We start from the raw sequence: 24,802 nt of genomic DNA on the forward strand, positions 1-24,802 counted from the left end.
ATTATTTGAGTAGAGAGCAGCAATCGGCATGAGCTATCAAGTTCTGGCGCGCAAGTGGCGCCCGCGTGTGTTCCGCGAAATGGTTGGGCAGGAGCACGTCCTGCAAGCATTGATCAACGCGCTGGATCACAACCGTTTGCACCATGCTTATCTGTTCACCGGTACTCGCGGCGTGGGGAAAACCACTATCGCGCGTATCCTCGCCAAATGCCTCAATTGCGAAACCGGAGTCAGCTCCGAACCTTGCGGCCAATGCGCCAGCTGCCGCGAGATTGCCGAAGGCCGCTTTGTTGACTTGATCGAAGTGGATGCTGCCTCGCGCACCAAAGTAGAAGATACCCGCGAGCTGCTGGAGAACGTCCAGTACGCGCCGACTCGCGGTCGCTACAAGGTTTACCTGATCGACGAAGTGCACATGCTCTCCAACAGCAGCTTCAATGCCTTGCTGAAAACCCTGGAAGAGCCACCACCACATGTGAAGTTTTTGCTGGCGACGACTGATCCGCAAAAACTGCCGATGACCATTTTGTCGCGCTGCTTGCAGTTCAATCTCAAAAACATGAATCCCGAGCGCATCGTCCAGCACCTGAAGTTTGTGTTGAACGAAGAGCTGGTGCCGTTTGAAGAGTCAGCGCTCTGGCATTTGGGCCGCGCTGCCGACGGCAGTATGCGCGATGCCATGAGTTTGACTGACCAGGCGATTGCTTATGGCTCCGGCAAAATTACCGAAGCTGAAGTCAGCACCATGCTCGGCACCATCGACCAAACTGCGGTTTACGATATCGTTACTGCTTTGGTTTCGCTGGATGGTCGCGCGGTATTGGCCGCAGTAGAGCGGATGTCCGAGCAAGCACCGGATTACGCCAGTGCACTCGCTGAAATGCTGGCGGTGTTGCATCGCATTGCGATTGCCCAGGCATTGCCGGAAGCGGTGGATAACAGCCACGGTGATCGCGAGCGGATTATGCAGCTCGCCCAACAATTACCGTCGGAAGATGTGCAACTGTTTTACCAAACTGCGTTATTGGGCCGCCGCGATTTGCCGCTTGCCCCCGATCCCCGCGCCGGTTTTGAAATGGTGTTGTTGCGCATGCTGGCGTTCAAGCCGCAAGGTGTTGTTGATGTACCAACCCAAGCGCTACCGCAATCATCGGCTGCACCGGTTAAACCTGTTGCAGCTCCTGTCGTTGCTTCTGCTCCTGTTCCCGCTGCTGTAGCGCAAGCTGCCGCACCGGTTATAGCGCCGGTAGCTGCTGCGCCAGCGATGACTGCACCCGCTGTGAATAATCCGCCACCCGCGGCGGCTGTTCCTAGCCCGCAGCAACCACAGCCACAGGTGCAGCAAGCACCGGCCATGCCTGAGCCTCCGCCTTACGAAAGTTACAGTGGTGGAGATGATGATTACGTTCCGGCTGAAGATGAATACGAGCCAGCGCCCGCTTATTACGAAGCGCCGGTTGCCGAGGTAAATGACCCAAAAAAGTCTGAGGCGGCTCAGCCGCCTGCAATGGACAAGGCGGCATCCCCGGCGGCTGAAATATTGGCAGCTAGCAGCGCAGCTCCCGTTATAGAGAAAACGGTTGTTGAACCTGTTGCACCGCCAGCACCAAAAGTGCTGCGCAAAGTGCCTTATGAGCAAGCGGGTCCTGCTGACTGGACGGAAATTTATTTGGGCTTGGGCGTTACCGGCATCCTGCAGAGCACCGTTGCAAATTGCCAGATGGTCGGTCGACAAGGCAATGTCTTCCATTTTGTATTGGATAAAGCCAACAGCACCTTGTACGACACCAGCCACGAAAAACGTTTGGCGGCGTTGCTGGGTGATTATTTTGTTGAGCAGGTGACTGTTCATATCCAGATGGGCGAAACCACTGCAGAAACACCAGCACAAATGGCAATCCGTTTGCGCGAAGAGCGCCTGCAAGATGCGATTAGCGCAATTAAAAATGATCCTATCGTGCAGCAATTGATCGCACAATTTGGTGCGACGCTGCGCGAAGAAACCATTCAACCGATTTAACTTTTTCACTGACTAATTGATGAGGACGCTATGAAAGGTATTGGCGACTTGATGAAACAGGCCCAGCAAATGCAGGCCAACATGCAAAAAATGCAGGAAGACCTTGCCAAGGCGGAAGTGACTGGCTCGGCCGGTGCGGGTTTGATCAGCGTGGTGATGACTGGTCGCCACGATGTGAAACGCGTTTCTATCGATCAAAGTTTAATGAGCGAAGACAAAGAAATGCTGGAAGATTTGCTGGCAGCAGCAGTGAACGATGCGGTGCGTAAAATCGAAACGCAAAATCGCGACCAAATGGCAAAAATGACCGCTGGCATGGGAATTCCACCTGATTTTAAAATGCCATTTTGATTGCTGATGGCGTTGCACTGTTTTAAATCGTAGGTGCGCTGCTTACTGCGCCCCAAAAAACGCAACAAATATCAGGGCGCAGTAAGTGGCGCTCCCAACGGAAAATAATTCCACTGGAAATTAAATGTTCAGCCCGTTAATTGATGAACTCATGGCTTCATTGCGCTGTTTGCCTGGTGTAGGCCCCAAATCCGCCCAGCGGATGGCGCTGCATTTATTGGAGCGCGATCGCGCTGGTGCCGAGCGTCTCGCGCAGAATTTACATAAAGCAGTTGAAGGTGTCGGTCGTTGCCAGCGTTGTCGCACGCTCACTGAACAGGCGCACTGCGGCATTTGCGCTAACACGCGTCGCGATAACAGTTTGCTCTGCGTGGTTGAAACACCGGGCGATGTATTGGCGATTGAACAAGCGGGAACTTATCAGGGTAAATATTTTGTGTTGCTGGGGCATTTGTCGCCCATTGATGGCATAGGCCCGGAAGATATTGGCGTTGACCAGCTAATCCAGCTGTTGCAACAGGAATCGATCACAGAAGTTATTCTGGCAACCAATCCTACTGTCGAAGGTGAAGCGACCGCGTATTACATCAGCGAGCGCGCTAAAAATTTAAATGTGACTGTCTCACGTATTGCCCATGGTGTTCCGCTCGGTGGCGAGTTGGAATTTATTGATGGTGGTACTCTCGCTCACGCGTTTTCCTCTCGTAGAAGTCTATAATTTTAATGCTGATTCCAAGTGAACCAATCTGGATTGATCAAGACGATCAATTAACCGAACTCTGTGCCAGTTGGCGTAACCAGGCTGCGATTGCAGTCGATACCGAATTTATGCGCAGCGATACCTTTTATCCGATCGCGGGTTTGCTGCAAATCGGCGATGGTAAAGGTTGCTATTTAATTGATCCCTTGGCGATTCAAAATCTGACGCCGCTGCGCGAGTTAATGCTCGACACCAATGTAACCAAAGTATTGCATTCCTGCTCGGAAGATTTGGAAGTGTTCCAGCGTTGGTTAGGTGTTGTGCCTGCGCCTTTGTTTGATACACAAATTGCCGCTGCGTTTGCCGGTTTGGGTTTTAGTCTGGGTTATTCGGCACTGGTTAAAAATGTATTGGGCATTGAGATTCCCAAAGACGAAACCCGTTCAGATTGGTTGCAGCGCCCATTAAGTGTTGCGCAATTAAAATATGCTGCGCTTGATGTTGCACATATGTTGATTGTGTACGGAAAATTGTTGCAGATATTAAAAGCCAATGAGCGTTTGGAATGGGTAAAAAGTGATTGCGCCGATTTAGTGACAAACGCGCGTAAAACTGAAGATTACAGTGATGCTTACCAAAAGGTTGGCTTTGCCTGGAAGTTGCGCCCGCAAGAATTGGCGGTGTTAAAGCAGTTATGCATTTGGCGTGAGCGCGAAGCGCGCGCGCGCGATTTGCCGCGCAATCGTTTAATCAAAGAACCATCCTTGTGGGAAATTGCGCGCAAAAGAATCCAGGACGTTGCGCATTTATCCAAAGTGCCGGACATCCCATCGCGCACACTAAAGCAAGATGCAGATACGCTGTTACAAATTGTTGCTGATGCCTTGGCTTTACATGAATCTACTTGGCCCGCGCGCCTTGATGCACCACTTGCGCAAAGCGAAGGGCCATTGATGAAAGCGCTGAAAAATTATGTGCGCGATTATGCCGAGCAGGCACAGCTTCCGGCTGAAGTGTTGATTCGCAAAAAAGATTACGAGCAATTAGTGCGTTCAGGTATGAACGGCGGCGAGTATCAATTACCGGCGCGTTTACTGGGCTGGCGCTTTGGATTAATTGGCGAAGGATTACTGCAAGTGGCCAACGCACAAGCCAATAATTCGGCAACCATTTAATACAACCTGCCTATCTAGTACGAAGAGCTTATGAAAATTATTTGTGAAATTTACCGCAGCCCAAAAGAAGAGGGTATGTACCTCTACGTTAAAAAAGAGGAAGGCCTGAGCAAGGTACCAGAGGATTTGTTGAAACTATTCGGCAAGCCACAGCAGGCGATGGTGATATTGCTTACGCCTGGAAAAAAACTGGCGAATGCCAGCGTCGAGAAAGTTGCGGAAAGTCTGGAAGAGAAAGGCTTCTATTTACAGTTGCCGCCGCGCAGCGAACGCGACCCGGAAGCGGAGCGGTTGCGTGCATTGAATTCAAAATTATCCGGCAATTAATGTCGCCATTTTTGCAACACGATCGGAAACCCCATGGCACAACAGGTTTTTTGGCTGGCTAAAACCCTTGAGCAAATGTCACCAGAGGAATTCGAATCCCTCTGCGACGGTTGTGGCAAGTGCTGCCTGCATAAATTGGAAGATGAAGACGATGGTGATGTGTATTACACCAATGTCGCCTGCCGCTATTTGGACCATGACACTTGTCGCTGCCAGGCATACACTGATCGTCAGCGCTTGGTAGAGGCTTGTGCAGTATTGACGCCTGCTACAGTGAAAGAGACTTACTGGCTGCCGGAAACCTGTGCATATCGATTAAAAGCAGAGGGAATTCCGTTGTTTGATTGGCACCCGTTGATCTCGGGCGATCCGAATTCCGTCCATCAGGCCGGTGTTTCCGTTGCTGGCCGGGTGATCCATGAAAATGCAGTTGATCCCGATGATTTGGAAGATCATATTGTTCGTTGGGTTAATTAACCTGGGGATTTGAGAGGAGACTTATTGTGGAAAATATGACTGACTATCAATACGCTTGGGCAATGTACCTGATTGGCGCAACCGGATGCAGCTTGGCTGCCTGGTTGTTGTTTCGCCGCGCAGGCCGCGCCTGGGCACATTTTTTCGTCATCACGGTGATGGTGATTTTATTCACTCCCTACGCGATTGATGCTGAAACCATGACCATGGCTCCCGCAATTTACACCTTGTTTTTTGGCTATATGGAAGGTGGTTTTGTAGCGATCAAACCGGTGCTGAAATTAATGTTGGGCATCTGGATTGGTTTGTTAATCTTGTCGCTAATCTACCAGCTACTAACCCGTGGCCGCGCGCATGCAGAGGATGAAAATACTTACGAAGATTACCGTGGCAACTCGTCTAACTATCAAGACGATGAAGACGATTATGATTACTCACCAAAAACCCGCCGCTCGGCCAATACCGGTTTAAGTAGGGAAGAGCGCCTTGCTCGCCATGAGTTACTGCACGATGAACCGATTCGTGCGATTCGTTAATTGTTTTCTTTACGTGATGTAAAAAAGCCCTGCAAATGCAGGGCTTTTTTATGGTTTTTAAATCACGATTTGTAAATTTAGAAAACCGGTAACTCATCCAGCGTGATCACATTGTTGTGGTTGTATACCTTGGTTTTGTGAGCGTTAGTATTGTAATACTCGCCCGTCCAAAAATTGCCGGAGCTGGTTACTCCCGCGGCTGTGTCGCTATCATTCCACACCATAAACCATAACCACCAGGCTCCGTCGGTTGCGATTTTATCTGGATCGGGAATGTAGCTATTTTCGCTTAATGCGACCATTTTGTTTTCTGCTGGATATTTACGGGCTTGGGTGTAAGTCGCAAGCTGCGATTTATAGGTTTTGTTGTCAGAGCTGTCGTAAATATCGTGGCTGACGATATCGACGAATTCATCGCCGGGATACCAAGCCGCGTTCTGTCCATTCCATACCCACAACAAATTGTGCAAACCATGTTGATTGGTCAAGCGGTCGTACATATGTCGCCACAACAAAATTTGCGCGAAAGATTGCGGCACTCCATCGGTGCGTGTGCGCCCCCACCAGAACCAGCCATCGCCGTTATTGCCTGATGCTTCGTGCAGTGGGCGCCATAAAACGCTAACGCCCGCATCGTTAAGCTTTTTCAGTTCTGCTGCGATTAAATCGATACCTGCATTAATTTGTGCATAAGCTGCACTGCCGGTGTCGAGTGCGCCATCTTTGACGGGAATCTGGAAGTCAGTATCTTTGGTGTAAAACTGCGCATCGTTAACGCTTGCGGTGTTGAGTAATGCCGGGTCGCGCCAGTGCCATGCAAAGGTCACCAAACCACCTTTATTGGCGTAATCGATCGCTTCCTGAGTCTGCTTGATGCCTTCAACCCAATTGGCGGTCATGCCGTAATTCATAAAGTCATAACCCATGAGGGCAGGATATTTACCCGTATCGGTAAAAACGCGGCCGGCCATATCGATTGAGTCTTTCCAGGTTAAGTCCTGTTGGCCTGACAATGTCTTCTGACCCCAGATACTTTTCAGGTAGGTATAGATAGCTTGGGTTTTGGCAGTGGCATTCGCATCGACAGGTGCCGTGCGCATCGTCGCAACCGGAAGGCTGGTGCGATTAGCGGGGCAGAACTGTTGCGCTATGCAATATTGGCCGTTTTCAAATCCCCAATTAGTGCTATCGCCTGTACAAGTATTCCACTGCTTGCCGTCTACCGTGCATTTCCCAACGGACGCAGCACTGGATGACGACAATTTGCTGGATGAGCTGATACTGGATGGGGCAACTGAGCTAGGCGCTGTGCTGGATAATGCAGTGCTGGATGGGGCAGTACTGGATAGTGCAGTGCTAGATGGAGCAGCGCTTGAAGCCGGTTTTGGTGCCGGGGTTGAAGATCCACCACCTCCGCCGCCACAAGCTGTTAATAGTAAAGCGATGCTTAAACAAGCGGCGCCCGCAATGGGACTGACTGGATTTTTCATTTTATCTCCGAGCTTATTATCGTTTTTGATTATTGCCGATCATCTATGTAACCGGTTACCTCAGTATATAGAAGGTGAGTGAACTCAGATAGCCGGTAACAGCGGTGGTGAACAAATAGTTTTAATGGGTGCGATGGAGCAGGGGAGGGTTGACTGGATTCCGTTGGGCGCCGCATGCGATTTGGCCTCATCGGTCATCTCATGTAGAATGCGCGCCTCGCTTTTTCTTGCCTTTTTATGGGCGCAACCTCTTAGAATTCGCACCTTATTATGGAAATCAATCCGTTATTGAATGCCCTTAAAGACCTTACTGAGCGCACCAATGTGCTTAGGGGGTATCTTTGACTACGATCTTAAAAAAGAACGTCTAGCAGAAGTTGAACTCGACCTTGGCGAACCAAGCGTATGGGATAAGCCGGAACGCGCGCAGGCATTAGGCCGTGAACGTTCATCACTGGAGATGGTGGTAAAAACCATCGATGATCTGGATACCGGCGTGCGCGATTCGCGCGAGCTGCTCGACATGGCCGTGGAAGAAGATGACGAATCCATGGTTGCTGATGTGCAAGCGGAGTTGGATCGCCTCGATAAACAATTAGGTGTGTTGGAATTCCGCCGCATGTTCTCGGGCGAGACAGACGCGAACAATGCCTATCTTGATATCCAATCCGGGTCAGGCGGTACTGAAGCCCAAGATTGGGCTGAAATCGTTTTGCGTATGTATTTGCGCTGGGGCGAAGCCAAAGGCTTTAAAGTTACCCTTGAGGAAGTATCTGCGGGTGATGTGGCCGGTATCAAAAGTGCCACCATTTATTTTGAAGGTGAATATGCGTTTGGTTGGTTGCGCACCGAAACTGGTGTGCATCGTTTAGTGCGTAAATCACCATTCGACTCTGGTAATCGTCGCCACACGTCATTTTGTTCAGTTTTTGTCTCGCCCGAAATTGATGACAATATTGAGATTGAAATCAATCCGGCTGATTTGCGTATCGATACTTATCGTGCAAGTGGTGCCGGTGGTCAGCACATTAACAAAACCGATTCTGCAGTGCGTATTACGCACATTCCAACCAACATCGTAGTGCAGTGTCAGAACGAACGTTCGCAACACGCCAACCGCGATAAAGCGTACAAAATGCTGCGTGCAAAAATGTACGAGCAGGAAATGCAAAAGCGCAATGCGGAAAAACAAGCGATGGAAGATAATAAATCTGACATCGGTTGGGGCAGCCAAATCCGCTCTTATGTATTGGATGATTCACGCATTAAAGATTTGCGCACCGGCGTGCAAACCTCAAATACCCAAGCCGTATTGGATGGTGATCTCGATCAATTTATTGTCGAAAGCCTTAAAGCCGGTTTGTAATGTATTTTAGTTGGATCAGCCCCTAATTTTTAGCCCTAAACTTTTATCAACGATCAGTGAAGACTATGAGCAACGAAATCAATTCAGCACAGCCAGATGCACAAGCGCATGATGAAAACAAATTGATCGCAGAGCGCCGTCAAAAGCTGTCTGCAATTCGCGAGAAGGGAAATGCATTCCCTAATGATTTCCGTCGTGGCGACAAGAGCATTGATTTGCAAAAACAATTCGGTGAAAAGACCAAAGAAGAATTGGAAGCGCTGAATCATGTTGTTAGCGTTGCTGGCCGTATCATGGCAAAACGCGGCCCGTTTATGGTTGTGCAGGATGGTGAAGGCTCAATCCAGTTGTATGCTGATAAAGCAGCGCAGGAAGTGATTAAAGACAAATGGGGCTTGTGGGATATCGGTGATATCGTCGGTGTAAAAGGCGCACTGCACAAATCTGGTAAAGGTGATTTGTACGTGAATTTGGAAGAGTATCAGTTGCTCACCAAATCCTTGCGCCCACTGCCGGATAAATACCACGGCCTGAGCGATCAGGAAATTCGTTATCGCCAACGCTATGTGGATCTGATTGTGAACCCGGAAGTGCGCGACACTTTCCGTTTGCGTTCGCAGTGCATTAGCTTTATCCGTAACTACATGATTGGTTGTGGTTTTATGGAAGTGGAAACACCGATGCTGCATGTGATCCCTGGTGGCGCATCAGCTAAACCATTTATCACTCACCACAATGCATTGGATATGGATATGTTCCTGCGTATCGCGCCGGAATTGTATTTGAAGCGTTTGGTCGTCGGTGGTTTCGAGCGCGTATTTGAAATTAACCGTAACTTCCGTAACGAAGGCGTTTCTACTCGTCACAACCCAGAATTCACTATGATGGAATTCTACCAAGCTTACGCTGATTACAAAGACTTGATGGATTTGACTGAAGATTTGCTGCGTAAGTTGTGCGTTGAAGTGACTGGCGGTACTACATTGAAATACCAAACCAGCGAATATGATTTCGGTAAGCCGTTTACTCGCTTGTCAGTATTCGATTCGGTGTTGCAGTACAACCCGCAAATCACCCGTGAGCAATTAAGCACAATCGAAGGTGCAACCAAAGCAGCCAAAGATTTGGGCATTGAAGTGAAAGATTCTTACGGTCTGGGCAAAATCCATATCGAAATCTTCGAAGAAACCGTTGAGCACAAACTCGATCAGCCAACCTTCATCACCGAGTACCCAATTGAAGTATCACCACTGGCACGTCGCAATGATGAAAACCCTGCGGTGACTGATCGCTTTGAATTCTTTATCGGTGGTCGTGAATTGGCGAATGGTTTCTCTGAGTTGAACGATGCAGAAGACCAGGCTGAACGTTTTATGCAACAAGTGCGTGAGAAAGATGCCGGTGATGATGAAGCTATGCATTACGATGCTGACTTCGTGCGCGCGCTGGAATACGGTTTACCACCAACAGCAGGCGAGGGGATTGGTATTGATCGCTTGATCATGTTGTTCGCCAATGCACCATCGATTCGCGATGTATTGTTGTTCCCGCATATGCGTCCGGAATAAGCAATAGTTACTGAAAATAGCGCCTACGGGCGCTATTTTTTTGTCTGTACTTTTCTATGCTGCGGACAATTATATTTTGCATAAAAATACCGGTTCACATTTCCGCGTTTTTTATCACGTCAAAATGCCGGTTTGTTCTTGTTTTTATAAGTTAATCTCTTGCTTTGTATAAAAGATATACTTATTCTCGCTGGCAGTCGCTTGTCTGATGTAAGTTTGTCCTCCCGCCTGTACCAGAAAATTCCCTAACTATTGCTGTTGTTTTTATTGTTCAGGATTCTGCGTACCCGCAAATGACAACGTTGACAGCCGCTGACTGGCGAATATTGGTGGTACGCAGCAACTAACGACGGTGAGAAAGTTTTGTTGTTATTCGTCAGTTCATTCCTTAACTAATGATAATTAAATAGGTAACGTCGATGAAAAAATTAATCCCGCTGGGAGCACTGCTGAGTGTGTCCTTGCTGTCAACGGAAGCGTTGGCAGTAAATTGTTCTGGTTTGGCGCAATGGAACAGCGCTAGCGTTTATACCCAAGGGAATAAGGTGCAGCATTTGAATCGCGGCTACACTGCTAACTATTGGACGCAGGCTAATAACCCAACCACATCTTCAGGTCAGTGGGCACATTGGACCGATAATGGTGTTTGTGACAGTGTTTCTTCCAGCGTTGCGCCAAGTTCAGTTGCACCGAGCTCGCCTTCATCAAGTTCTCGTTCGTCTTCCAGTTCTGGTGTGAATTGCTCGGAAGGAAATCCCTCCGTGTGCTCCAGCAGATCTTCAAGCTCGGTTTCAAGCAGCTCGGTTAGCCTTTGTCCAACTTATGTTGCCGGCACTAATTACAGCGCGGGTGCAGTAGTCACTAATGCTGGTGGCGTTTATACCTGTCAAATTGCTGGTTGGTGTGCATCAACCGCAGCTTGGGCCTACGCACCAGGCACTGGTACCTATTGGCAACAAGCATGGACTGCCGGTGGTAATTGCCCAGGTGTTGGTTCATCTAGCGTAGCGACTTCGCGCTCCAGTTCTTCTGCACCAAGTAGCGTAGCGCCTTCGTCTTCTTCTCGTTCAAGCACTTCATCATTTAGCAGCAGCTCTGTTGCGACCTCAGCGGGTAGAGAATTGGTAGGTTATTGGGAAAACTGGCATTGGCCGTTGGAAGTACCAGCGACAATTCCTAACTACACGGTATTGAATATTTCATTCCCATCAATCAATGCAAACGGTTCGCTGTATCTGGGCAATGATGGTGGTGTTCAAAACAATCCAACCGCAGAACAAATTTCTGCAGCAAAAGCCGCGGGCAAAAAAGTATTGCTGTCGATCGGCGGTGCTAATGCGACCTTTGTTCTGAACAACCAAACCCATGAAGACAATTTCGTAAATTCTTTCATCGCGATCAAAGATCAATTTGGTTTGGACGGTATTGATATCGATACCGAAAAAGGTCTTCACACCAATCCAAATGCGCAAATTAGCCAAACCAGCCCGCAATATTCTGCGGATTATCTGGTGCGTGCAATCAAGCGTTTGAAAGCGCGTTATGGTGCAAACTTCCTGTTGACCATGGCTCCTGAAACTGCGCACACCATCGGTGCTAACTTGCCAAATAACTGGTTGGGTCAATACAACTGGGGTGTTTATTTGCCACTGATGAATGCACTGCGTGACGATATCAGCTGGGTACAAATGCAGTACTACAACACCGGTTCTATGCCAGGTAAAAATGGCCAGTTCTACAACTCTGCAACGCAAGATGGTTTGGTAGCCTGGACTGAAGCATTGATCGAAGGTTTCCCAATTGGTAGCACCGGCGTAAGTTACCTTGGCTTACCTGCAAACAAAGTTGTGATCGGTTTGCCAGCATCTACTTCACCAGCTGCAGCGGGTAGCGGTTACACCAACCCGACTGTTGTGAAAGCGGCAATTCGTTGCTTGCGCTCCGGTGATTGCGGTAGCGGTTACAAACCAGCAAAGACCTATCCTGATCTGCGCGGTGTTATGGCTTGGTCTACATGGGAAGATGGTTTGACTGGCTATGCTTTCTCGAATGCTGTTAGAGCGTGTGCATTGAATAATCAATGTAATTAATAGTTGTAGTTGTTAAATGAAAATCCCCACTGGCCGCGCGGTCAGTGGGGATTTTTCTTTGTGTTCGTTTTATGAAAGAGTAAATGTTTAAATGCGATCCAGGCTGCCTTCAAGTCTGCGTTTATAAAAAGGCTGCCATTTAAAATCAGTTGCTGAACGCCACAACCATTCAATCGGGCCGTAGTGAAAGTTGGTTAGCCACCAGCGGCAAAAGAAAATTTGTGCTGTAAAAATAGCAAAACATAAAAGTGCATTCACTGCTGGCGAGGTTTTGGTAAATAAACCCAAGCCAACATTGAAGAAGATAAATACTCCAATAACCGTCTGCATTAAATAATTGGTCAGCGCCATTTTTCCTACCGCAGCGAGCGGCGTTAAGCGAATCTCCCACTTGGGTTTAAGCATAAGTAGACTGATGCCGGTGATGTAGATGAGTGTTAGGCTCACATTGAAAAACTCCACGATAAATCCGATCAGCCAACCGCCCAATGGCACTTTGCCTAAATCTATTTTTAACAAAAATGCACCTAGGCCTAAGGTGATGCCGAATAAGATTGCAACGGCTGCAACCCAAGCACTCTTTTTTAATGTTTGCTCAAATTGGCCTGCATAAGCGCGAATATTTTCAAACCACTGCATCCGCCCGGCCAGCATGCCCAATAAAAAGAAGCCGAAAGTGATGACCATTCTGCCGCTATTGATTTGATAAACAAACTTATCTGACATCGCATGGATGTTGTGTTTAATCATTTCAATAAAAGAGCCTTCACTGACGATGGCATAGAACTCAGCGCCTGCATTTTTTTGATCAAAATCGATCAGTATCAATTGGTCGCGTACTGCAATAGAAATGAGTTCGGCAATTTTGGTGGGAATATTTAGCACCAAAATTACCCCAGCGATAAGCAGCGCTCTGTTACTGATATTGCGGAGAAAAAGCAGCAGAAAACCGAGCGGAACGTAGATTGATAAAATATCAGCGCGCCAAAATGCGTGATGTAGTAAACCTATAAATCCCAGAATTGCCAGCCGCCAACCAAAACGGGTAATAACCGGTTGGTGGCGATTGATCAATCCTTGAATTTGGATATAAAAACTTAACCCAAATAAAAATGAGAACAGCGCAAAGAATTTACTGATAATAAAAATCATGTAAGTTCCTATCGCGATACCGCTACCTATGTCTTTATATTGTTGATAGGTTTCTTCCGGCAATGGGCCAGCGGCATACCAAAAAATCATGTGCGCATAGAGAATGCCAAAGAGCGCGAAACCGCGCAGAACATCCAGCGTTACTATGCGATCCATTTTGGCGGCAGGGTAGGTAAATGATACGGATGCTGTCATGGTTTATTCCTTCTACCATTGATAGACAAACGGCCATTGCGATGGCCGGTTATTGTTAGTTGTGCGTTATTAAGACTGGTGATATCCCTGTTTTGGATTCACTCGGCATTATTGTTTTTTTATTGCGCTATTTAAACTGCATTTCCACCGGCAGCTCTACTATTACCGGTTGTTTGGTATTCGGACAAACAAACTCCAATCGATAAGCGAGCAACTGCAATCCGGCGCTGGACTTGGTGCCGTAAAGCTTATCGCCGACAATTGGATGACCAATATTAGCAAGGTGGCGACGAATCTGATGCTTGCGGCCCGTTTCGATATGCACATCCAGCAGGGTTTTATTATTTTCCACACGGATTTTTTTGATGTTGGTAATGGCCGATTTACCATCCAACTCATAATTCAGTGTCATACCGGTTGCGGGAATATCGCAATCATCCACTACCCACGCCTGATAAAGTTTGCGCATATCGCGCGCCTGGAACAGGGTGGATAATTTTGCAGCGCTTTGGCTGTCGTGCGCGAGGATAATCAGCCCCTGTGCATCGGCATCAAGGCGATGTACCAAAAAGCATTCCCGCTGCCGCTGGCCCTGATTGGGCTGTCCATTCACTTCAACCCACCGTAAAATGCTACAGTGGTCGCCCCACTGGGAACCTTGCGAAAGCATGCCTGCGGGTTTGAACCAGATACTGTAATTGCCTGCATCGTAAATCAAACTGGCACTCTCAGGTTTGCGCGAGAGTACCTGCTCATCGTAAAAAAACTGGATTGTTGAGCCTTTATGCAAAACCTTGGTGGCGCGACGCAAACGCAATGTTTTGCCTTTCAGTGTCCACCAAACCGCGCCTTTGTTCATTGCATCCTTGATACGCTGCTTGGATAGGCCAGTGCCTTCGGCCAGCAAATCCAATGCGGTTTGCTCTGCCTGGGTAACAGTGAATTCGAATTTTTGCGGTATTTCAAATGAAGTATCGGACATTATTTAGCTTTGATTAAGTGAGAAAATTGTGGCAGAGAAGGCAACTATTTATAAGGCGAACCTGACGCTATCGGATATGGATCGCAACGTGTTTGGCGATTTCAACCTGACTATCGCCCTGCATCCATCGGAAACCGTCGAGCGCATGATGGTGCGTATTCTAGCCTTTTGTTATCGCGCTGCGGAGAATTTAACCTTTACCAAAGGTCTTTCCTCGATGGAGGAGCCGGATTTATGGTTGAAGCATGACAACGGTACCATCCTCGAATGGATCGAAGTGGGGCAGCCTGCACCGGATCGGTTAAAAAAAGCCTCAGGCCAATCACAAGCGGTAAAAGTATTTAGTTATGGTCGCGGTATGGATGTGTGGTGGAAAACCAACAGCGCTGCCATACGTGCGTTAGCAAAAGTGAGCATTCACCATTTTGCTGCCGATGAATTACAGGCGCTCACCGCACTCGCCGACAAAACCATGAATCTCACCGTCACTATTACCGAATCAATCGCCTATGTTTCCAGCGCAACTGAAAACGTCACAATCAGTTTGCGTGAAATGGAGTAATGCCAATGAATGCCCCTTTGTTATCAATTGTCGATATCACGCTCGATAATGCGCAGCAGTTTTTAATTGATGAATCATTTAATCGCCCGGTCGTGATCGATTTTTGGGCGGAGTGGTGTGGTCCCTGTAAAAATTTAATGCCGATTTTGGAAAAACTTGCCAACGAATATGCGGGTGCATTTTTACTTGCAAAAGTGAATGCGGATGATCAGCAAATGATTTCATCGCAATTCGGTGTGCGCAGCTTGCCGACAGTAATGATTATGCAAAATGGTCAGCCGGTAGATGGTTTCACTGGCGCACTACCTGAAGTGCAAGTGCGTGAAGTTTTGGCAAAGTATTTGCCTAAGCCATGGGAGGCACCGCTTAATCAAGCACAAGCTTTGATGGCTGAAGGAAATTTTACTGATGCATTACCGCTGCTGCGTCAGGCTTATGATGTTTCGCAACAATTAGCGAGTATTGCGTTATTGATTGCGCAATCTCAGCTAGAAATTAATCGAATTGATAATGCTGAAGCGACCTTGGCAACCATTAAAATGGCTGATCAGGATGCGCATTACGAACAATTAATGGCGCAGATTGCGCTGAAAAAACAAGCGGCTAAAACACCAGAGCTTGCGGCCTTAGAAGAAAGTTTTGCTAAATCGCCACAGGATTTAACAGTGCGTTATCAATTGGCTCTTCAATATCATCAAGAAGCACAGCATCGGCCTGCATTGGAACATTTATTGGAAATCATTCGCACCGAGCGCAATTTTGCTGAAGGTGAGGCGCGTAAAACATTGACTGCAATTATTGCAGCACTTGGCAAGGGTGATCCCTTGGCGATTGAGTTTCAGCGCAAGTTATTTACCTTGCTTTACTAGGCTTTACCTCGCGGCAAATGGTCGCTGCCATCAAAAGTGGTTACACTGGTACACCTGTAAAAAAACCGTAACAAGTGAACCCCGGGAGGGTTCCGCTGTAATGTAACGGTCATCTGGCTGCTAGAGGATTATGATAGACAATGAGTAAACGCTATTCCCTGATCGCATTCCTGGCCATATCAGTGGCTTTGTTCGGGTGTGGCAAGTCCAAGCAGGTTGAGCAGTTGCCAGTATTTTGCAAGCAGGATGGGGCACATCTCTTTATCAAGCAAGGCAACCTCCGGATGGAGATAATGCCAAAAATTGGTGCCCGCATTTCATCTCTCAAGTTTGATGACCACGAGTTGTTGGTGGGCATTGCCGATATAGACAAAATCACCGACTGGGGCACCGTATTTTGGTCGAGCCCGCAATCCGAGTGGAGTTGGCCTCCTATTGATACGCTGGATAGCAAACCCTACACACTAAGTTCTGATAGTGATCGTTTGGTGCTGACCAGTGGTATTGATAAGAAAACCGGTTATCAATTTACCAAAACTTATATCCCTTCTGGCGATGACCGGATTGAGGTTACTTATCGCATCACCAATCACAGCGATCACCAAAAAAGTGTTGCACCGCTTGAGGTAACGCGTTTGCCGACGGCGGGCAGTTTGTTTTATCCGCGCGGTGATGCAGAACCTATCAGTGGGATTTTTTATCCACTCGATGCACAAAGTATTGATGAGTTGACCTGGTATCAATACGACGCAAAAAAAATCCGCACTGATCATCACAAGCTAATGCAGGATGGTAAAGAAGGTTGGTTTGCTTACGTCAATAAAGGATATTTATTAGTAAAACAATTTAACGATAGCCCGCCAGAAGCGATTGCCAGTGGTGAGCGTGAGATCGAAATATTTGCTCATGTTGAACATATCTTTATTGAAATGAAGCAGCAGGGCGCTTCAGTTTCGCTGGCGCCGGGTGAGCATTTTGATTGGACTGTAGTGTGGCATGTTAAGAAATTGCCGGATGAGTTAGCAACTACACTTGAGCCGCATGCGCTTGCAGATTACGTGCGCAGTTTGTTGTAGATAATTTTTCATATTTAAAAAAATCGCCGCTTAGCGGCGATTTTTTTTGGTTTTCAACCGGCGGATGCGATCTGCCTCTTCTTTTTCGATGCGCTTTTTCTCATCGTCTGCCTTTGCGGTTTCGACTTCGCGCTGGGTCATTTCCGGTGTTTCCCAGCTGATCGGCCCGAGTAAACCCGCGCGTAATTCAGTAATCAATATCGATGCAACTTTTTGGATTTCTACTCCGCCACCTTTGCGGGTGCAGCCGCGTCTTACGCCTATAGCATCAAGCAATTCCACATCAGACTCGGGTAACTCCTCCAGTCCGTAACGCTTTTTTAATGCTTCTGGATAGGCCTGGAGCAAATATTCCGCGGCGTAGAGTGCGATATCGGCGTAATCAAATACGGTGTCTTTAATCGCACCGGTAATTGCCAGGCGATAACCGCAAGACGGTGGTGATAATTTGGGCCACAAAAATCCCGGAGTGTCGGTCAATAAAATTCCGTTTTCCAATTTGATTTTCTGTTGCGCTTTGGTCACACCGGCTTCGTTGCCGGTTTTGGCGATTACGCGTCCGGCAAGGGTATTGATGATGGTTGATTTGCCGACGTTGGGAATACCCATAATCATTGCGCGGGCAGGGCGCACTTCGCGCTGGCGCTCACTGACCAGAGTGGTACAGACATTCAGCAGGTTGCGGATTTGCTCAGGGCGCTGCTGGCTCACCGGTAGCGCTTTTACTCCGGCTTCCTGTTCCATTTTTTCGACCCACATGGCAGTAATTGCCGGGTCGGCCAAATCGGCTTTGTTGAGTAATTTGATCAGTGGAGTATCGCCACGCAAACTCGGCACCAGCGGGTTTTCGCTGGAGAAAGGAATGCGCGCGTCTATGACCTCGATGACCACATCCACATGAGGCATGACTTCCGCAATTTCTTTGCGGGCCTTATGCATATGGCCGGGGAACCAATTAATTGTCGACATGATGTACTCAGGGGAGGGGTTTTTTAAAACGAATCCAGTTTCTCGCTGGAATCAAAATGATGCAGTAACAGGCATTCTTCGTCGGTTTCGCCTTCGCAAATAGCGACAGAAACCGGGGCAATCACCGCGCCGTAGATGGCATCCTGATACAGCGCAGCATTCAACTCCTGCCAGAGTTGTGCGGGGAACTCGGTGAAAAAATTGAAGCTCAGGTAGAGTTTGCCTTTTTCCTCGATCGCGTCCACCTCGGGTGAGCGGATGGCTCGCACCCGTTGCAGGAATTGGTCGCGGTTAAACTCGCGACTGTGTTTTGGTTGGATTTGAATGCTAATGCATTGCATGGAATATCCTCGGGTGCAATGGCGGGCCTTGTAGGCAATTGCGGCGATTATACAGAAAGCGCACAGCGATCACCCTTAAATAAGCCGGTTGTATCTGGTTTAGCGATTGGTTAAAAAGTATTAATCCGCTTTCTCCCCATGTTGGCCGTAACCGGTTTCAGCTATGATGCGCGCTTGTCCTCTCCCGTCCGGTACTGAGTGTGTCCTCTCCCTTATTTCGTCCTATAGCACTGGGTTTATACCTGTTGTTTTTCACTGCGGGTGTTGTTGGTGCCTTGGTGTTGCCCACCTTTAGCCTGTTTCTTGCCAAAGAAATTGCCGTGCGCCCGCTGTTGGTGGGTTTGGCGTTTGCCGGGATCGCGTTGGCGAGTATTGCCTACAACCACTGGATTGGGCATTGGTCTGACAAGCTTGCAGACCGTCGCCCGCTGGTCGCTGTTTGTTGTCTGCTCGGCACTGTGGCCTGTGTGATTTTTGCGTTATCGCGCAATTATTGGTTGGTTGCATTCACTGCGATTTTTTTGCTCAGTTTGTCGATGGTGTCCTTCTCGCAAATCATGGCCTATAGCCTCGATTACGCCGAAGCAGAAATACCAGTCGAACGCATTCCGCTGTTTAACGCGATCATGCGCGCGCAAATTGCGTTTGCCTGGGTTGCGGGCCCGCCAGCCGGATTTTTATTGGCGACTTATTTTGGTTTTGATGTGAGCTACGGTATCGCTGCCGTTTTATACATATTGGTTGCCATCGCAAGCTTTAAATTATTGCCGCGCCTGCCCACGAAAAATAAGCCGGTAAATGCGGATGGCGAACAGCTTGCGCTGCCATCGTTATCGCCGGGTATCAAACAATCCCTTTTATTGTGTGCAATTGCATTTTCATTAATGTGGGGCGTGAACAACGCTTACCTCATTAGCTTGCCAATCCATTTGAAAGATAACCTGCATTTGGAAGCGCAATGGATGGGGTGGGTGATGGGCACAACTGCTGCATTGGAAGTTCCTTTTATGCTGCTTGCCGGCCATTACGCCAGTCGTTTCCGTTTAATCAGTTTGATTCGTTGCGCTGGTGTAGCGGCATTGATTTTGTATGTGGGCGTTTATTTTGCAACAGAGTTGTGGCACCTATTTGTGCTGCAAATTTTTAATGCGGTGTTTATTGGTGTACTGGCTGGATTGGGCGTTTCGGTGATTCAGGATTTAATGCCGGGCCGCTCTGGTGGTGCATCAGCGCTCTATACCAACACTACCCACGTAGGCAATTTATTCAGCAGCTTGATGGTGGGTTTGGTGGCAGATATGTACGGGTATCACGAAGTATTTGTGGTGAATATTGTGCTGGTGTTTATCGCGATTTGGGCATTTGGCAAAGTAAAATCATCGCGTGAATTGGCGGCAGCAGCTTCCTAATCAATGCTTGTAAAGCAGTTGCAGCGATTAATTAATCGCTGCAAGTTTAGTCTTCATCTTCGTTTAACAGCTTTTCCAAATCCTCCACGCTCATCGCAAACAGATGGTTGCGCAGCTCGCGCTCAAGCTGCGGCATCATACTGAGCATAACGGCTTCCACTAAATACTGACGCGGCCTGTTGGTTTTGTTGGCGATATTTTTAGTGGAGCTGATAATTTTTTTCGCAGTCTCATATTCGAATAGCGGTGGCGGATTATTGCCGTGTAAACGCTCGCGGATATGTTGTGGCAGGAATGGGTTTTCACCGCTGGCTTTGGCAAGATTGCGCTGGGGTTGATGTGTTGCCACGTGCGAATTGTTTGTCAGATGGGATACAAAGCCCGGCTTTTTTGTATCGGGTGATGAAGGCGTATTTACATGCTCATCCTGCGCTGCTGAAATAGTTTGCTGTAATTGCTGCGCAATACTGGTGACTGCCGGTGTGTGGCCTTCGGGTGTAATTCGCTCTGCCGATATGGTAGGTATTTTGAGCGGATTTAATTCATCAAATAACGACCCTTGCCCGGGCAATACAGATTCATGACGGGAAAATAATATCGGCGGTTCAGAGTCGAATTCTTCGTCGAGAATTTCGTCCTCGTCTTCCATATCTTGCAGAATCGGGATGTCATCCTCTTCCAGTAATAATCCTTTTATTGATTCCAGCTCCTGCAATATTTCGGCTTTGGTTTTATTCGTATTGGCCATGATGCATACCTGACAATCGCCTTAGTCTGTTCGTATCACAATTTCCGGGTTTCAATCGGATAGCCGCGGCTTTTATAAAAGCTGAAGCGCTCGCGACTGGATTGCAAACTTTGTTGTTCCTGAATCACCACCTCACTCAAGCGCTCGAAGCGGCTGAAGTAGGGTGGGGTAGTCTTGCTCAAGTTAAGCAATAAACCTTGATGATCGCCAGCGTCCGCAGTGAAGGTTATTTCCACAGGTGCTGGTTTGCCGCCATTAATGAGCTGATGCGGAATAAAACTCTCTGGCTTGAAGGTCCAGAGTAGTTCATCGAATTGGCGCGCGTCTGCTTCAGTATCCATCGCAACCAGCACACGCATGCCCATGCGTTGAACCTTATCGATCAAACGGCAGGCAAACAACCAGCGCGCATCGCTGGTTGCTTCCGGCAAAATATAAAAATCAACTTGGGTCACGATCAAACCTGATTCAGTAGATATTGCACCAACAGGCCAACCGGGCGACCCGTTGCGCCTTTGGCTCCACCGGAGCGCCATGCGGTACCGGCGATATCCAGATGTGCCCAGGCGAACTTTTTAGCAAAGCGCGATAGGAAGCAGGCCGCCGTTACACTGCCGGCTTCGCGACCGCCAATGTTGGCGATATCGGCAAAGTTGCTATCTAGTTGTTTTTGGTAATCGTCCCACAGCGGCATTTGCCATGCGCGGTCAGCTGACTCTTCGCCCGCCTTCAACAAGGCTTTGGCAAGGTCGTCATTGTTACTGAATAAGCCGGTGGCATGGTTGCCGAGTGCAATAACGCAGGCACCGGTCAGGGTGGCGATATCGACAACCGTTTTTGGTTTGAAGCGCTCGGTGTAGGTAAGTGCATCGCACAGTACCAAACGGCCTTCGGCGTCGGTATTGAGAATTTCGATGGTTTGGCCGGACATGGAGGTCACGATGTCGCCCGGCTTGGTGGCACTGCCGTTAGGCATGTTTTCGGTAGCGGCAATGACGCCAACTACGTTGATCGGAAGCTGAAGGTCCAACAGGGTTTGGAAGGTGCCGAGCACGCTGGCGGCACCGCACATGTCGTATTTCATTTCATCCATAGCCGCACCAGGCTTGAGGCTGATGCCGCCGGTATCAAAGGTGATGCCTTTGCCAACGAGTGCCACAGGTGCCTGCTTTTTGTTGCCGCCTTTGTATTCCAGCACGATTAATTTGGCGGGCTGATCGCTACCGGCAGCGACTGACAGGAAGGAACCCATGCCCAATTCTTTCAGCTGCTTCTCTTCCAGAATATTTACGCTCAGCTTCGCTTGCTTGGTAGCAAGGCGCTTGGCTTCGCTGGCAAGGTAAGTCGGGGTGCAAATATTGCCCGGCAAATCGCCCAGCTCGCGCGCCAGATTAACGCCTTTGGCAATGGCCTGGCCAACTTGCAAGCCTTTGGTCGCGCCAGCGGTTTGTGCTTTAGTTGCGCCAAAAACAACCTTTTTGAGTTTTAGGCTGACATCAGCCGGTTTACTTTTCAGTTTATCCGCGCGGTAATCCAGCAGGCTTAAGCTTTCAGCTACAAGGCGCGCCTGCCATTCAGTGTTCTGCTGCTCCACACTTACTTCTGCCAGTGCCAGAGTGATGTCGGTGCAGGTCGTCGGGCGCAAGGCATCGGCGATTTTTTGTACCGCGCGGCGATAATTGTCTGCGCTCACATGACCATCTTTGGTTGCGCCAAAGCCCAGTACCAGCAAGCGCTCGGCCGCAATCCCTTGGGGATTCAACAGCAGTAAACTTTGGCCAGCCTTCCCCTGGAATCCTTCACGCTTGAGCAGCGTTTCTAACTGCTGTGCATCAGCACTATTAATAGCACTGGCAGACGGAGACAGTTTTACGCCTTCATAGCTGGCGACAACCAGACAATCTGTCGCTTGTTTGATCGGTTCAATTGCTTTGGCAGAAAACTGGATAAGGGCGGATTTGGGAGTCGCAGGTTTGGCAGATTTTGCAGAGGCTTTGGCGGCGGTCATAGAAAGTCCTTGGTAAAAAAGCTGTGAAAAATTCGCTCAAGACAAATCGGGCGCAGTACGTGATAATGCCACAATTCGCGCGGGGCATGGCGGCAAAATTCGGTGAAAACCGGAACCTTGTCGCTTAACATTAGTCACTAGTTACACCTGCGCTGCGCATCTATAGATGTTAGCGGTAGATCTGGATAAGTTTTGTACATGCCGGACGCTAATGTCGAATGACAGGATTATCACTTTGATTATTTTTCGATACCTCTCACGGGATTTATTAATCACCAGTTTTGCAGTGAGTGCAATTTTGCTCACCATCTTCCTCTCGGGAAAATTCAGCGATTACCTCGATGATGCCGCGCAAGGCAAACTTGCTGTGGATGTGTTGTTCACCATCATTGCGTATCGCATGCCCAACTTGCTCGAACTCATTCTGCCGCTGGGTTTTTATCTGGCAATTTTGCTCGCTTATGGCCGGATGTATATCGAAAGTGAAATGGTCGTTTTGTCTGCCACTGGTATGAGTCAGTGGCAACTGGTGCGTATAACTTTGGCGCCCGCAGCTGTAGTGGCGGTTATCGTCGCCGCGTTCAGTTTTTGGTTGAGCCCGCTCGGTGCGCAACTCACGGAACAAACACTTGCCGAGCAGCGCAATCGCAGTGAATTTGAAAGTTTGCAGGAGGGGCGTTTCCAGGCCATAGGGCAGGGGCGCATTATGACCTACGTTGAGCAAGTAAGTGAAAACAACAAACGTTTGGACAAAGTATTTGTTGCGCAGCAGGATGGGCAAACCAATTCATCGATTGTAGTAGCTGAAACTGGTGAGCAAGCTTACATCGCCGATTACGGACAGCGTTATCTGGTGTTGCACAATGGCCATCGCTATGAAGGCATTCCTGGAACCAGAGAATTTAAAATTACCCGCTTTAATGAGTGGGGGCGTTATTTGCCACCCACCACCAGTGAGGCGGAATTTGAAAGTGAAGCTGATGGTAAAACCACTGCCCAACTTTTGGCAGCAGATGATTTGGAAAGCAAAGCGGCATTGCAGTGGCGCATCTCTATGCCGCTGATGGTACTGATTGCCACTCTACTCGCGGTACCTCTGAGTAAAACCAATCCACGCCAGGGCCGCTATTTGAAAATGCTTCCGGCGATTTTAATTTATATTTTCTACCTCGCATTTTTGATTAACGCACGCGGTGCTATTGCTGAAGGTGGTTTGCCGGCGTCTTTAGGTGTTTGGGTTGTGCATATTCCATTTCTGATTATTGCGTTAACTATGTTGAATTGGCAGGCGTTGGTGCACTCACGCGCTAAACCGGCGAGGGCTACCCATGCGTAAGATTACCAACTACATATCGCGCACTGTCTTTTTTGCGATTGCCCTGACTTTGCTGGTATTTATCGCACTGGATTTTATTTTCGGTCTGATCGCCCAGCTGGAAAAAGTGAATGAGACGTACACCGCATTGGAGGCGTTTTATTACATGGCGCTCACCGTTCCGCGTCGCTTGTACGATTTGATTCCCTACTCCTGTTTAATTGGATGTTTGGCGGGTCTTGGTTTGCTCGCAAGTACCAGCGAGTTGGTAGTGGTGAGATCGGCAGGCGTATCGGTAAAACGAATCGCATGGATTGCATTGCGCCCTGCGCTGGTATTTATTGCTATCGCATTATTGCTGGGTGAGTTTATTGCACCTTACACAGAGCAAATGGCCGATAACCGCCGTCACTTTTTGAGATACAACATCACCCAACAGGCGCCGCAGAAAGTGTGGAATCGCGAAGGCAATGAATTTATGTATGTCAGCGCGGTTATGCCCAATGGTGTTATCTACGGTTTGACGCGTTACAAGTTCAATGACCAGCATCAGCTAGAGTCGGCGAGCTTTACCAAAGAAGCGGTTTATCAGGATGGATATTGGGAAGAAAAAGATATCTCAACGACTGTGCTGAATGAAGAGACTGTGCATAACGAGGTGCTTGCAACTCGTCGCTGGGAAACGCCGTTAACGCCCAATCTGTTTAATATCCTTGTGCTTGCGCCGGAAGATATTTCCATGCGTAATCTGCATTACTACACCAATTATTTGGAAGAGCAAAACCTCAAGGCGAGCAATTACAGCTTGGCATTTTGGCAGAAACTGTTACAGCCCCTTGCATCAGCTGCATTGGTGTTAATTGCCATTTCATTTGTATTTGGCCCATTGCGCAGTGTGACGATGGGGCAGCGGATTTTCACGGGTGTTGTGTTCGGAATTTGCTTTTTATTGCTGCAGAAACTGCTCGGCCCATCCAGCTTGGTATTCGGATTTCCGCCGCTCATTGCGGTGTTAATCCCGATTGTCTTATGTACCGTGTTGGGCGTTTATTTGCTTAACAGAGCGCGGTAAATAC

Annotated in this window: 24 protein-coding genes; 16 read left to right on the forward strand and 8 right to left on the reverse strand. The window is 48.4% G+C overall.

Going from position 1 to position 24,802, the window contains the following annotated elements; genetic code table 11:
• Nucleotides 1-28 precede the first annotated feature (28 nt).
• The 7 genes from dnaX (at nucleotide 29) to AAGC78_RS05365 (ending at nucleotide 5,586) form a co-directional block, all read left to right on the forward strand.
• The gene (gene dnaX / locus AAGC78_RS05335) at nucleotides 29-2,020 is read left to right on the forward strand and encodes a DNA polymerase III subunit gamma/tau (protein ID WP_435783010.1); all 1,992 of its coding nucleotides are present in this window, start codon (nucleotides 29-31) and stop codon (nucleotides 2,018-2,020) included.
• Between the two features lie 30 nt (nucleotides 2,021-2,050).
• Nucleotides 2,051-2,371: a YbaB/EbfC family nucleoid-associated protein gene (locus AAGC78_RS05340; protein ID WP_435783011.1), complete on the forward strand. Its 321-nt coding sequence runs from the start codon at nucleotides 2,051-2,053 to the stop codon at nucleotides 2,369-2,371.
• Nucleotides 2,372-2,495: 124 nt separating this feature from the next.
• Nucleotides 2,496-3,089 carry a recombination mediator RecR gene (gene recR, locus AAGC78_RS05345; RefSeq protein ID WP_435783012.1) on the forward strand — a complete coding sequence of 198 codons (594 nt, stop codon included), beginning with the start codon at nucleotides 2,496-2,498 and terminating at the stop codon, nucleotides 3,087-3,089.
• 5 nt (nucleotides 3,090-3,094) lie between these two features.
• Nucleotides 3,095-4,246: a ribonuclease D gene (gene rnd, locus AAGC78_RS05350; RefSeq protein ID WP_435783013.1), complete on the forward strand. Its 1,152-nt coding sequence runs from the start codon at nucleotides 3,095-3,097 to the stop codon at nucleotides 4,244-4,246.
• Between the two features lie 30 nt (nucleotides 4,247-4,276).
• On the forward strand, nucleotides 4,277-4,573 hold the full coding sequence (locus tag AAGC78_RS05355) for a YcgL domain-containing protein (RefSeq protein WP_435783014.1): 297 nt from the start codon (nucleotides 4,277-4,279) through the stop codon (nucleotides 4,571-4,573).
• Nucleotides 4,574-4,606: 33 nt separating this feature from the next.
• Nucleotides 4,607-5,050, forward strand: coding sequence for a YcgN family cysteine cluster protein (locus tag AAGC78_RS05360; protein ID WP_435783015.1), 444 nt, complete (start codon nucleotides 4,607-4,609; stop codon nucleotides 5,048-5,050).
• 35 nt (nucleotides 5,051-5,085) lie between these two features.
• Nucleotides 5,086-5,586, forward strand: a complete 501-nt coding sequence (locus tag AAGC78_RS05365) for a hypothetical protein (RefSeq protein WP_435783057.1) — start codon at nucleotides 5,086-5,088, stop codon at nucleotides 5,584-5,586.
• A gap of 77 nt (nucleotides 5,587-5,663) precedes the next feature.
• Here AAGC78_RS05365 and AAGC78_RS05370 read toward each other — a convergent pair whose 3' ends face one another.
• Complete coding sequence (locus AAGC78_RS05370) at nucleotides 5,664-7,076, reverse strand: glycosyl hydrolase (RefSeq protein ID WP_435783016.1); 1,413 nt, start codon at nucleotides 7,074-7,076, stop codon at nucleotides 5,664-5,666.
• A 270-nt stretch (nucleotides 7,077-7,346) separates the two neighbouring features.
• Here AAGC78_RS05370 and prfB point away from each other — a divergent pair.
• The 3 genes from prfB to AAGC78_RS05385 all read left to right on the forward strand — a co-directional run bounded on the left by prfB (nucleotide 7,347) and on the right by AAGC78_RS05385 (nucleotide 12,100).
• A protein-coding gene (prfB, locus tag AAGC78_RS05375) for a peptide chain release factor 2 (RefSeq protein ID WP_435783017.1) occupies nucleotides 7,347-8,442 on the forward strand; the annotation gives its coding sequence in 2 pieces (ribosomal slippage) (nucleotides 7,347-7,418 and nucleotides 7,420-8,442; 1,095 coding nt in all).
• Between the two features lie 65 nt (nucleotides 8,443-8,507).
• Complete coding sequence (lysS, locus tag AAGC78_RS05380) at nucleotides 8,508-10,010, forward strand: lysine--tRNA ligase (RefSeq protein WP_435783018.1); 1,503 nt, start codon at nucleotides 8,508-8,510, stop codon at nucleotides 10,008-10,010.
• 419 nt (nucleotides 10,011-10,429) lie between these two features.
• On the forward strand, nucleotides 10,430-12,100 hold the full coding sequence (locus AAGC78_RS05385; protein WP_435783019.1) for a glycosyl hydrolase family 18 protein: 1,671 nt from the start codon (nucleotides 10,430-10,432) through the stop codon (nucleotides 12,098-12,100).
• An 87-nt stretch (nucleotides 12,101-12,187) separates the two neighbouring features.
• On the opposite strand, the gene AAGC78_RS05390 is transcribed toward AAGC78_RS05385, so the two are convergent.
• Both AAGC78_RS05390 and AAGC78_RS05395 read right to left on the reverse strand, forming a co-directional pair.
• Nucleotides 12,188-13,447, reverse strand: coding sequence for a DUF418 domain-containing protein (locus tag AAGC78_RS05390; protein ID WP_435783020.1), 1,260 nt, complete (start codon nucleotides 13,445-13,447; stop codon nucleotides 12,188-12,190).
• 127 nt (nucleotides 13,448-13,574) lie between these two features.
• The gene (locus tag AAGC78_RS05395; RefSeq protein WP_435783021.1) at nucleotides 13,575-14,429 is read right to left on the reverse strand and encodes an RluA family pseudouridine synthase; all 855 of its coding nucleotides are present in this window, start codon (nucleotides 14,427-14,429) and stop codon (nucleotides 13,575-13,577) included.
• Between the two features lie 28 nt (nucleotides 14,430-14,457).
• Here AAGC78_RS05395 and AAGC78_RS05400 point away from each other — a divergent pair, with 28 nt between their 5' ends.
• The 3 genes from AAGC78_RS05400 to AAGC78_RS05410 all read left to right on the forward strand — a co-directional run bounded on the left by AAGC78_RS05400 (nucleotide 14,458) and on the right by AAGC78_RS05410 (nucleotide 16,936).
• On the forward strand, nucleotides 14,458-14,991 hold the full coding sequence (locus tag AAGC78_RS05400; protein WP_435783022.1) for a YaeQ family protein: 534 nt from the start codon (nucleotides 14,458-14,460) through the stop codon (nucleotides 14,989-14,991).
• Nucleotides 14,992-14,996: 5 nt separating this feature from the next.
• On the forward strand, nucleotides 14,997-15,860 hold the full coding sequence (gene trxA, locus AAGC78_RS05405; protein WP_435783023.1) for a thioredoxin: 864 nt from the start codon (nucleotides 14,997-14,999) through the stop codon (nucleotides 15,858-15,860).
• Nucleotides 15,861-16,000: 140 nt separating this feature from the next.
• A complete protein-coding gene (locus AAGC78_RS05410; RefSeq protein ID WP_435783024.1) occupies nucleotides 16,001-16,936 on the forward strand; it encodes a YidC/Oxa1 family insertase periplasmic-domain containing protein in 936 nt (311 codons plus the stop codon).
• A 30-nt stretch (nucleotides 16,937-16,966) separates the two neighbouring features.
• On the opposite strand, the gene ylqF is transcribed toward AAGC78_RS05410, so the two are convergent.
• Entirely contained in the window at nucleotides 16,967-17,905 is a 939-nt protein-coding gene (gene ylqF, locus AAGC78_RS05415; protein ID WP_435783025.1) for a ribosome biogenesis GTPase YlqF, read from the reverse strand.
• Between the two features lie 23 nt (nucleotides 17,906-17,928).
• Entirely contained in the window at nucleotides 17,929-18,246 is a 318-nt protein-coding gene (locus AAGC78_RS05420) for a hypothetical protein (protein ID WP_435783026.1), read from the reverse strand.
• A 200-nt stretch (nucleotides 18,247-18,446) separates the two neighbouring features.
• Between AAGC78_RS05420 and AAGC78_RS05425 the strand changes: the two genes are divergently transcribed.
• Nucleotides 18,447-19,655, forward strand: coding sequence for a sugar efflux transporter (locus AAGC78_RS05425; RefSeq protein ID WP_435783027.1), 1,209 nt, complete (start codon nucleotides 18,447-18,449; stop codon nucleotides 19,653-19,655).
• 46 nt (nucleotides 19,656-19,701) lie between these two features.
• Here the strand turns inward: AAGC78_RS05425 and AAGC78_RS05430 are convergent, their stop codons facing one another.
• From AAGC78_RS05430 to AAGC78_RS05440, 3 genes are read right to left on the reverse strand one after another with little or no spacing between them, the layout of a single operon-like run.
• Nucleotides 19,702-20,403: a hypothetical protein gene (locus AAGC78_RS05430; RefSeq protein ID WP_435783028.1), complete on the reverse strand. Its 702-nt coding sequence runs from the start codon at nucleotides 20,401-20,403 to the stop codon at nucleotides 19,702-19,704.
• A 35-nt stretch (nucleotides 20,404-20,438) separates the two neighbouring features.
• Nucleotides 20,439-20,858 carry a DNA polymerase III subunit chi gene (locus tag AAGC78_RS05435; RefSeq protein WP_435783029.1) on the reverse strand — a complete coding sequence of 140 codons (420 nt, stop codon included), beginning with the start codon at nucleotides 20,856-20,858 and terminating at the stop codon, nucleotides 20,439-20,441.
• 2 nt (nucleotides 20,859-20,860) lie between these two features.
• Entirely contained in the window at nucleotides 20,861-22,411 is a 1,551-nt protein-coding gene (locus AAGC78_RS05440; RefSeq protein WP_435783030.1) for a leucyl aminopeptidase, read from the reverse strand.
• 235 nt (nucleotides 22,412-22,646) lie between these two features.
• Here AAGC78_RS05440 and lptF point away from each other — a divergent pair, with 235 nt between their 5' ends.
• Together lptF and lptG are read left to right on the forward strand one after the other, a co-directional pair.
• Nucleotides 22,647-23,747, forward strand: coding sequence for an LPS export ABC transporter permease LptF (gene lptF, locus AAGC78_RS05445; protein ID WP_435783031.1), 1,101 nt, complete (start codon nucleotides 22,647-22,649; stop codon nucleotides 23,745-23,747).
• Nucleotides 23,740-24,798: an LPS export ABC transporter permease LptG gene (gene lptG / locus AAGC78_RS05450; protein WP_435783032.1), complete on the forward strand. Its 1,059-nt coding sequence runs from the start codon at nucleotides 23,740-23,742 to the stop codon at nucleotides 24,796-24,798. Before lptF ends, lptG begins: the two co-directional genes overlap by 8 nt.
• The last annotated feature ends 4 nt before the right edge of the window (nucleotides 24,799-24,802 follow it).

It is taken from the genome of Cellvibrio sp. (genome assembly GCF_039207905.1).
Taxonomy (GTDB): Bacteria; Pseudomonadota; Gammaproteobacteria; order Pseudomonadales; family Cellvibrionaceae; genus Cellvibrio.

Coding starts and splice junctions, on each gene's coding strand:
- AAGC78_RS05395 (WP_435783021.1), bottom strand. CDS start 14,429: ATGTCCGATACTTCATTTGAAATACCGCAAAAATTCGAATTCACTGTT.
- AAGC78_RS05360 (WP_435783015.1), top strand. CDS start 4,607: ATGGCACAACAGGTTTTTTGGCTGGCTAAAACCCTTGAGCAAATGTCA.
- trxA (WP_435783023.1), top strand. CDS start 14,997: ATGAATGCCCCTTTGTTATCAATTGTCGATATCACGCTCGATAATGCG.
- AAGC78_RS05370 (WP_435783016.1), bottom strand. CDS start 7,076: ATGAAAAATCCAGTCAGTCCCATTGCGGGCGCCGCTTGTTTAAGCATC.
- ylqF (WP_435783025.1), bottom strand. CDS start 17,905: ATGTCGACAATTAATTGGTTCCCCGGCCATATGCATAAGGCCCGCAAA.
- AAGC78_RS05430 (WP_435783028.1), bottom strand. CDS start 20,403: ATGGCCAATACGAATAAAACCAAAGCCGAAATATTGCAGGAGCTGGAA.
- rnd (WP_435783013.1), top strand. CDS start 3,095: ATGCTGATTCCAAGTGAACCAATCTGGATTGATCAAGACGATCAATTA.
- AAGC78_RS05390 (WP_435783020.1), bottom strand. CDS start 13,447: ATGACAGCATCCGTATCATTTACCTACCCTGCCGCCAAAATGGATCGC.
- recR (WP_435783012.1), top strand. CDS start 2,496: ATGTTCAGCCCGTTAATTGATGAACTCATGGCTTCATTGCGCTGTTTG.
- AAGC78_RS05410 (WP_435783024.1), top strand. CDS start 16,001: ATGAGTAAACGCTATTCCCTGATCGCATTCCTGGCCATATCAGTGGCT.
- dnaX (WP_435783010.1), top strand. CDS start 29: ATGAGCTATCAAGTTCTGGCGCGCAAGTGGCGCCCGCGTGTGTTCCGC.
- lysS (WP_435783018.1), top strand. CDS start 8,508: ATGAGCAACGAAATCAATTCAGCACAGCCAGATGCACAAGCGCATGAT.
- AAGC78_RS05440 (WP_435783030.1), bottom strand. CDS start 22,411: ATGACCGCCGCCAAAGCCTCTGCAAAATCTGCCAAACCTGCGACTCCC.
- AAGC78_RS05420 (WP_435783026.1), bottom strand. CDS start 18,246: ATGCAATGCATTAGCATTCAAATCCAACCAAAACACAGTCGCGAGTTT.
- AAGC78_RS05355 (WP_435783014.1), top strand. CDS start 4,277: ATGAAAATTATTTGTGAAATTTACCGCAGCCCAAAAGAAGAGGGTATG.
- AAGC78_RS05365 (WP_435783057.1), top strand. CDS start 5,086: ATGACTGACTATCAATACGCTTGGGCAATGTACCTGATTGGCGCAACC.
- AAGC78_RS05340 (WP_435783011.1), top strand. CDS start 2,051: ATGAAAGGTATTGGCGACTTGATGAAACAGGCCCAGCAAATGCAGGCC.
- lptG (WP_435783032.1), top strand. CDS start 23,740: ATGCGTAAGATTACCAACTACATATCGCGCACTGTCTTTTTTGCGATT.
- AAGC78_RS05385 (WP_435783019.1), top strand. CDS start 10,430: ATGAAAAAATTAATCCCGCTGGGAGCACTGCTGAGTGTGTCCTTGCTG.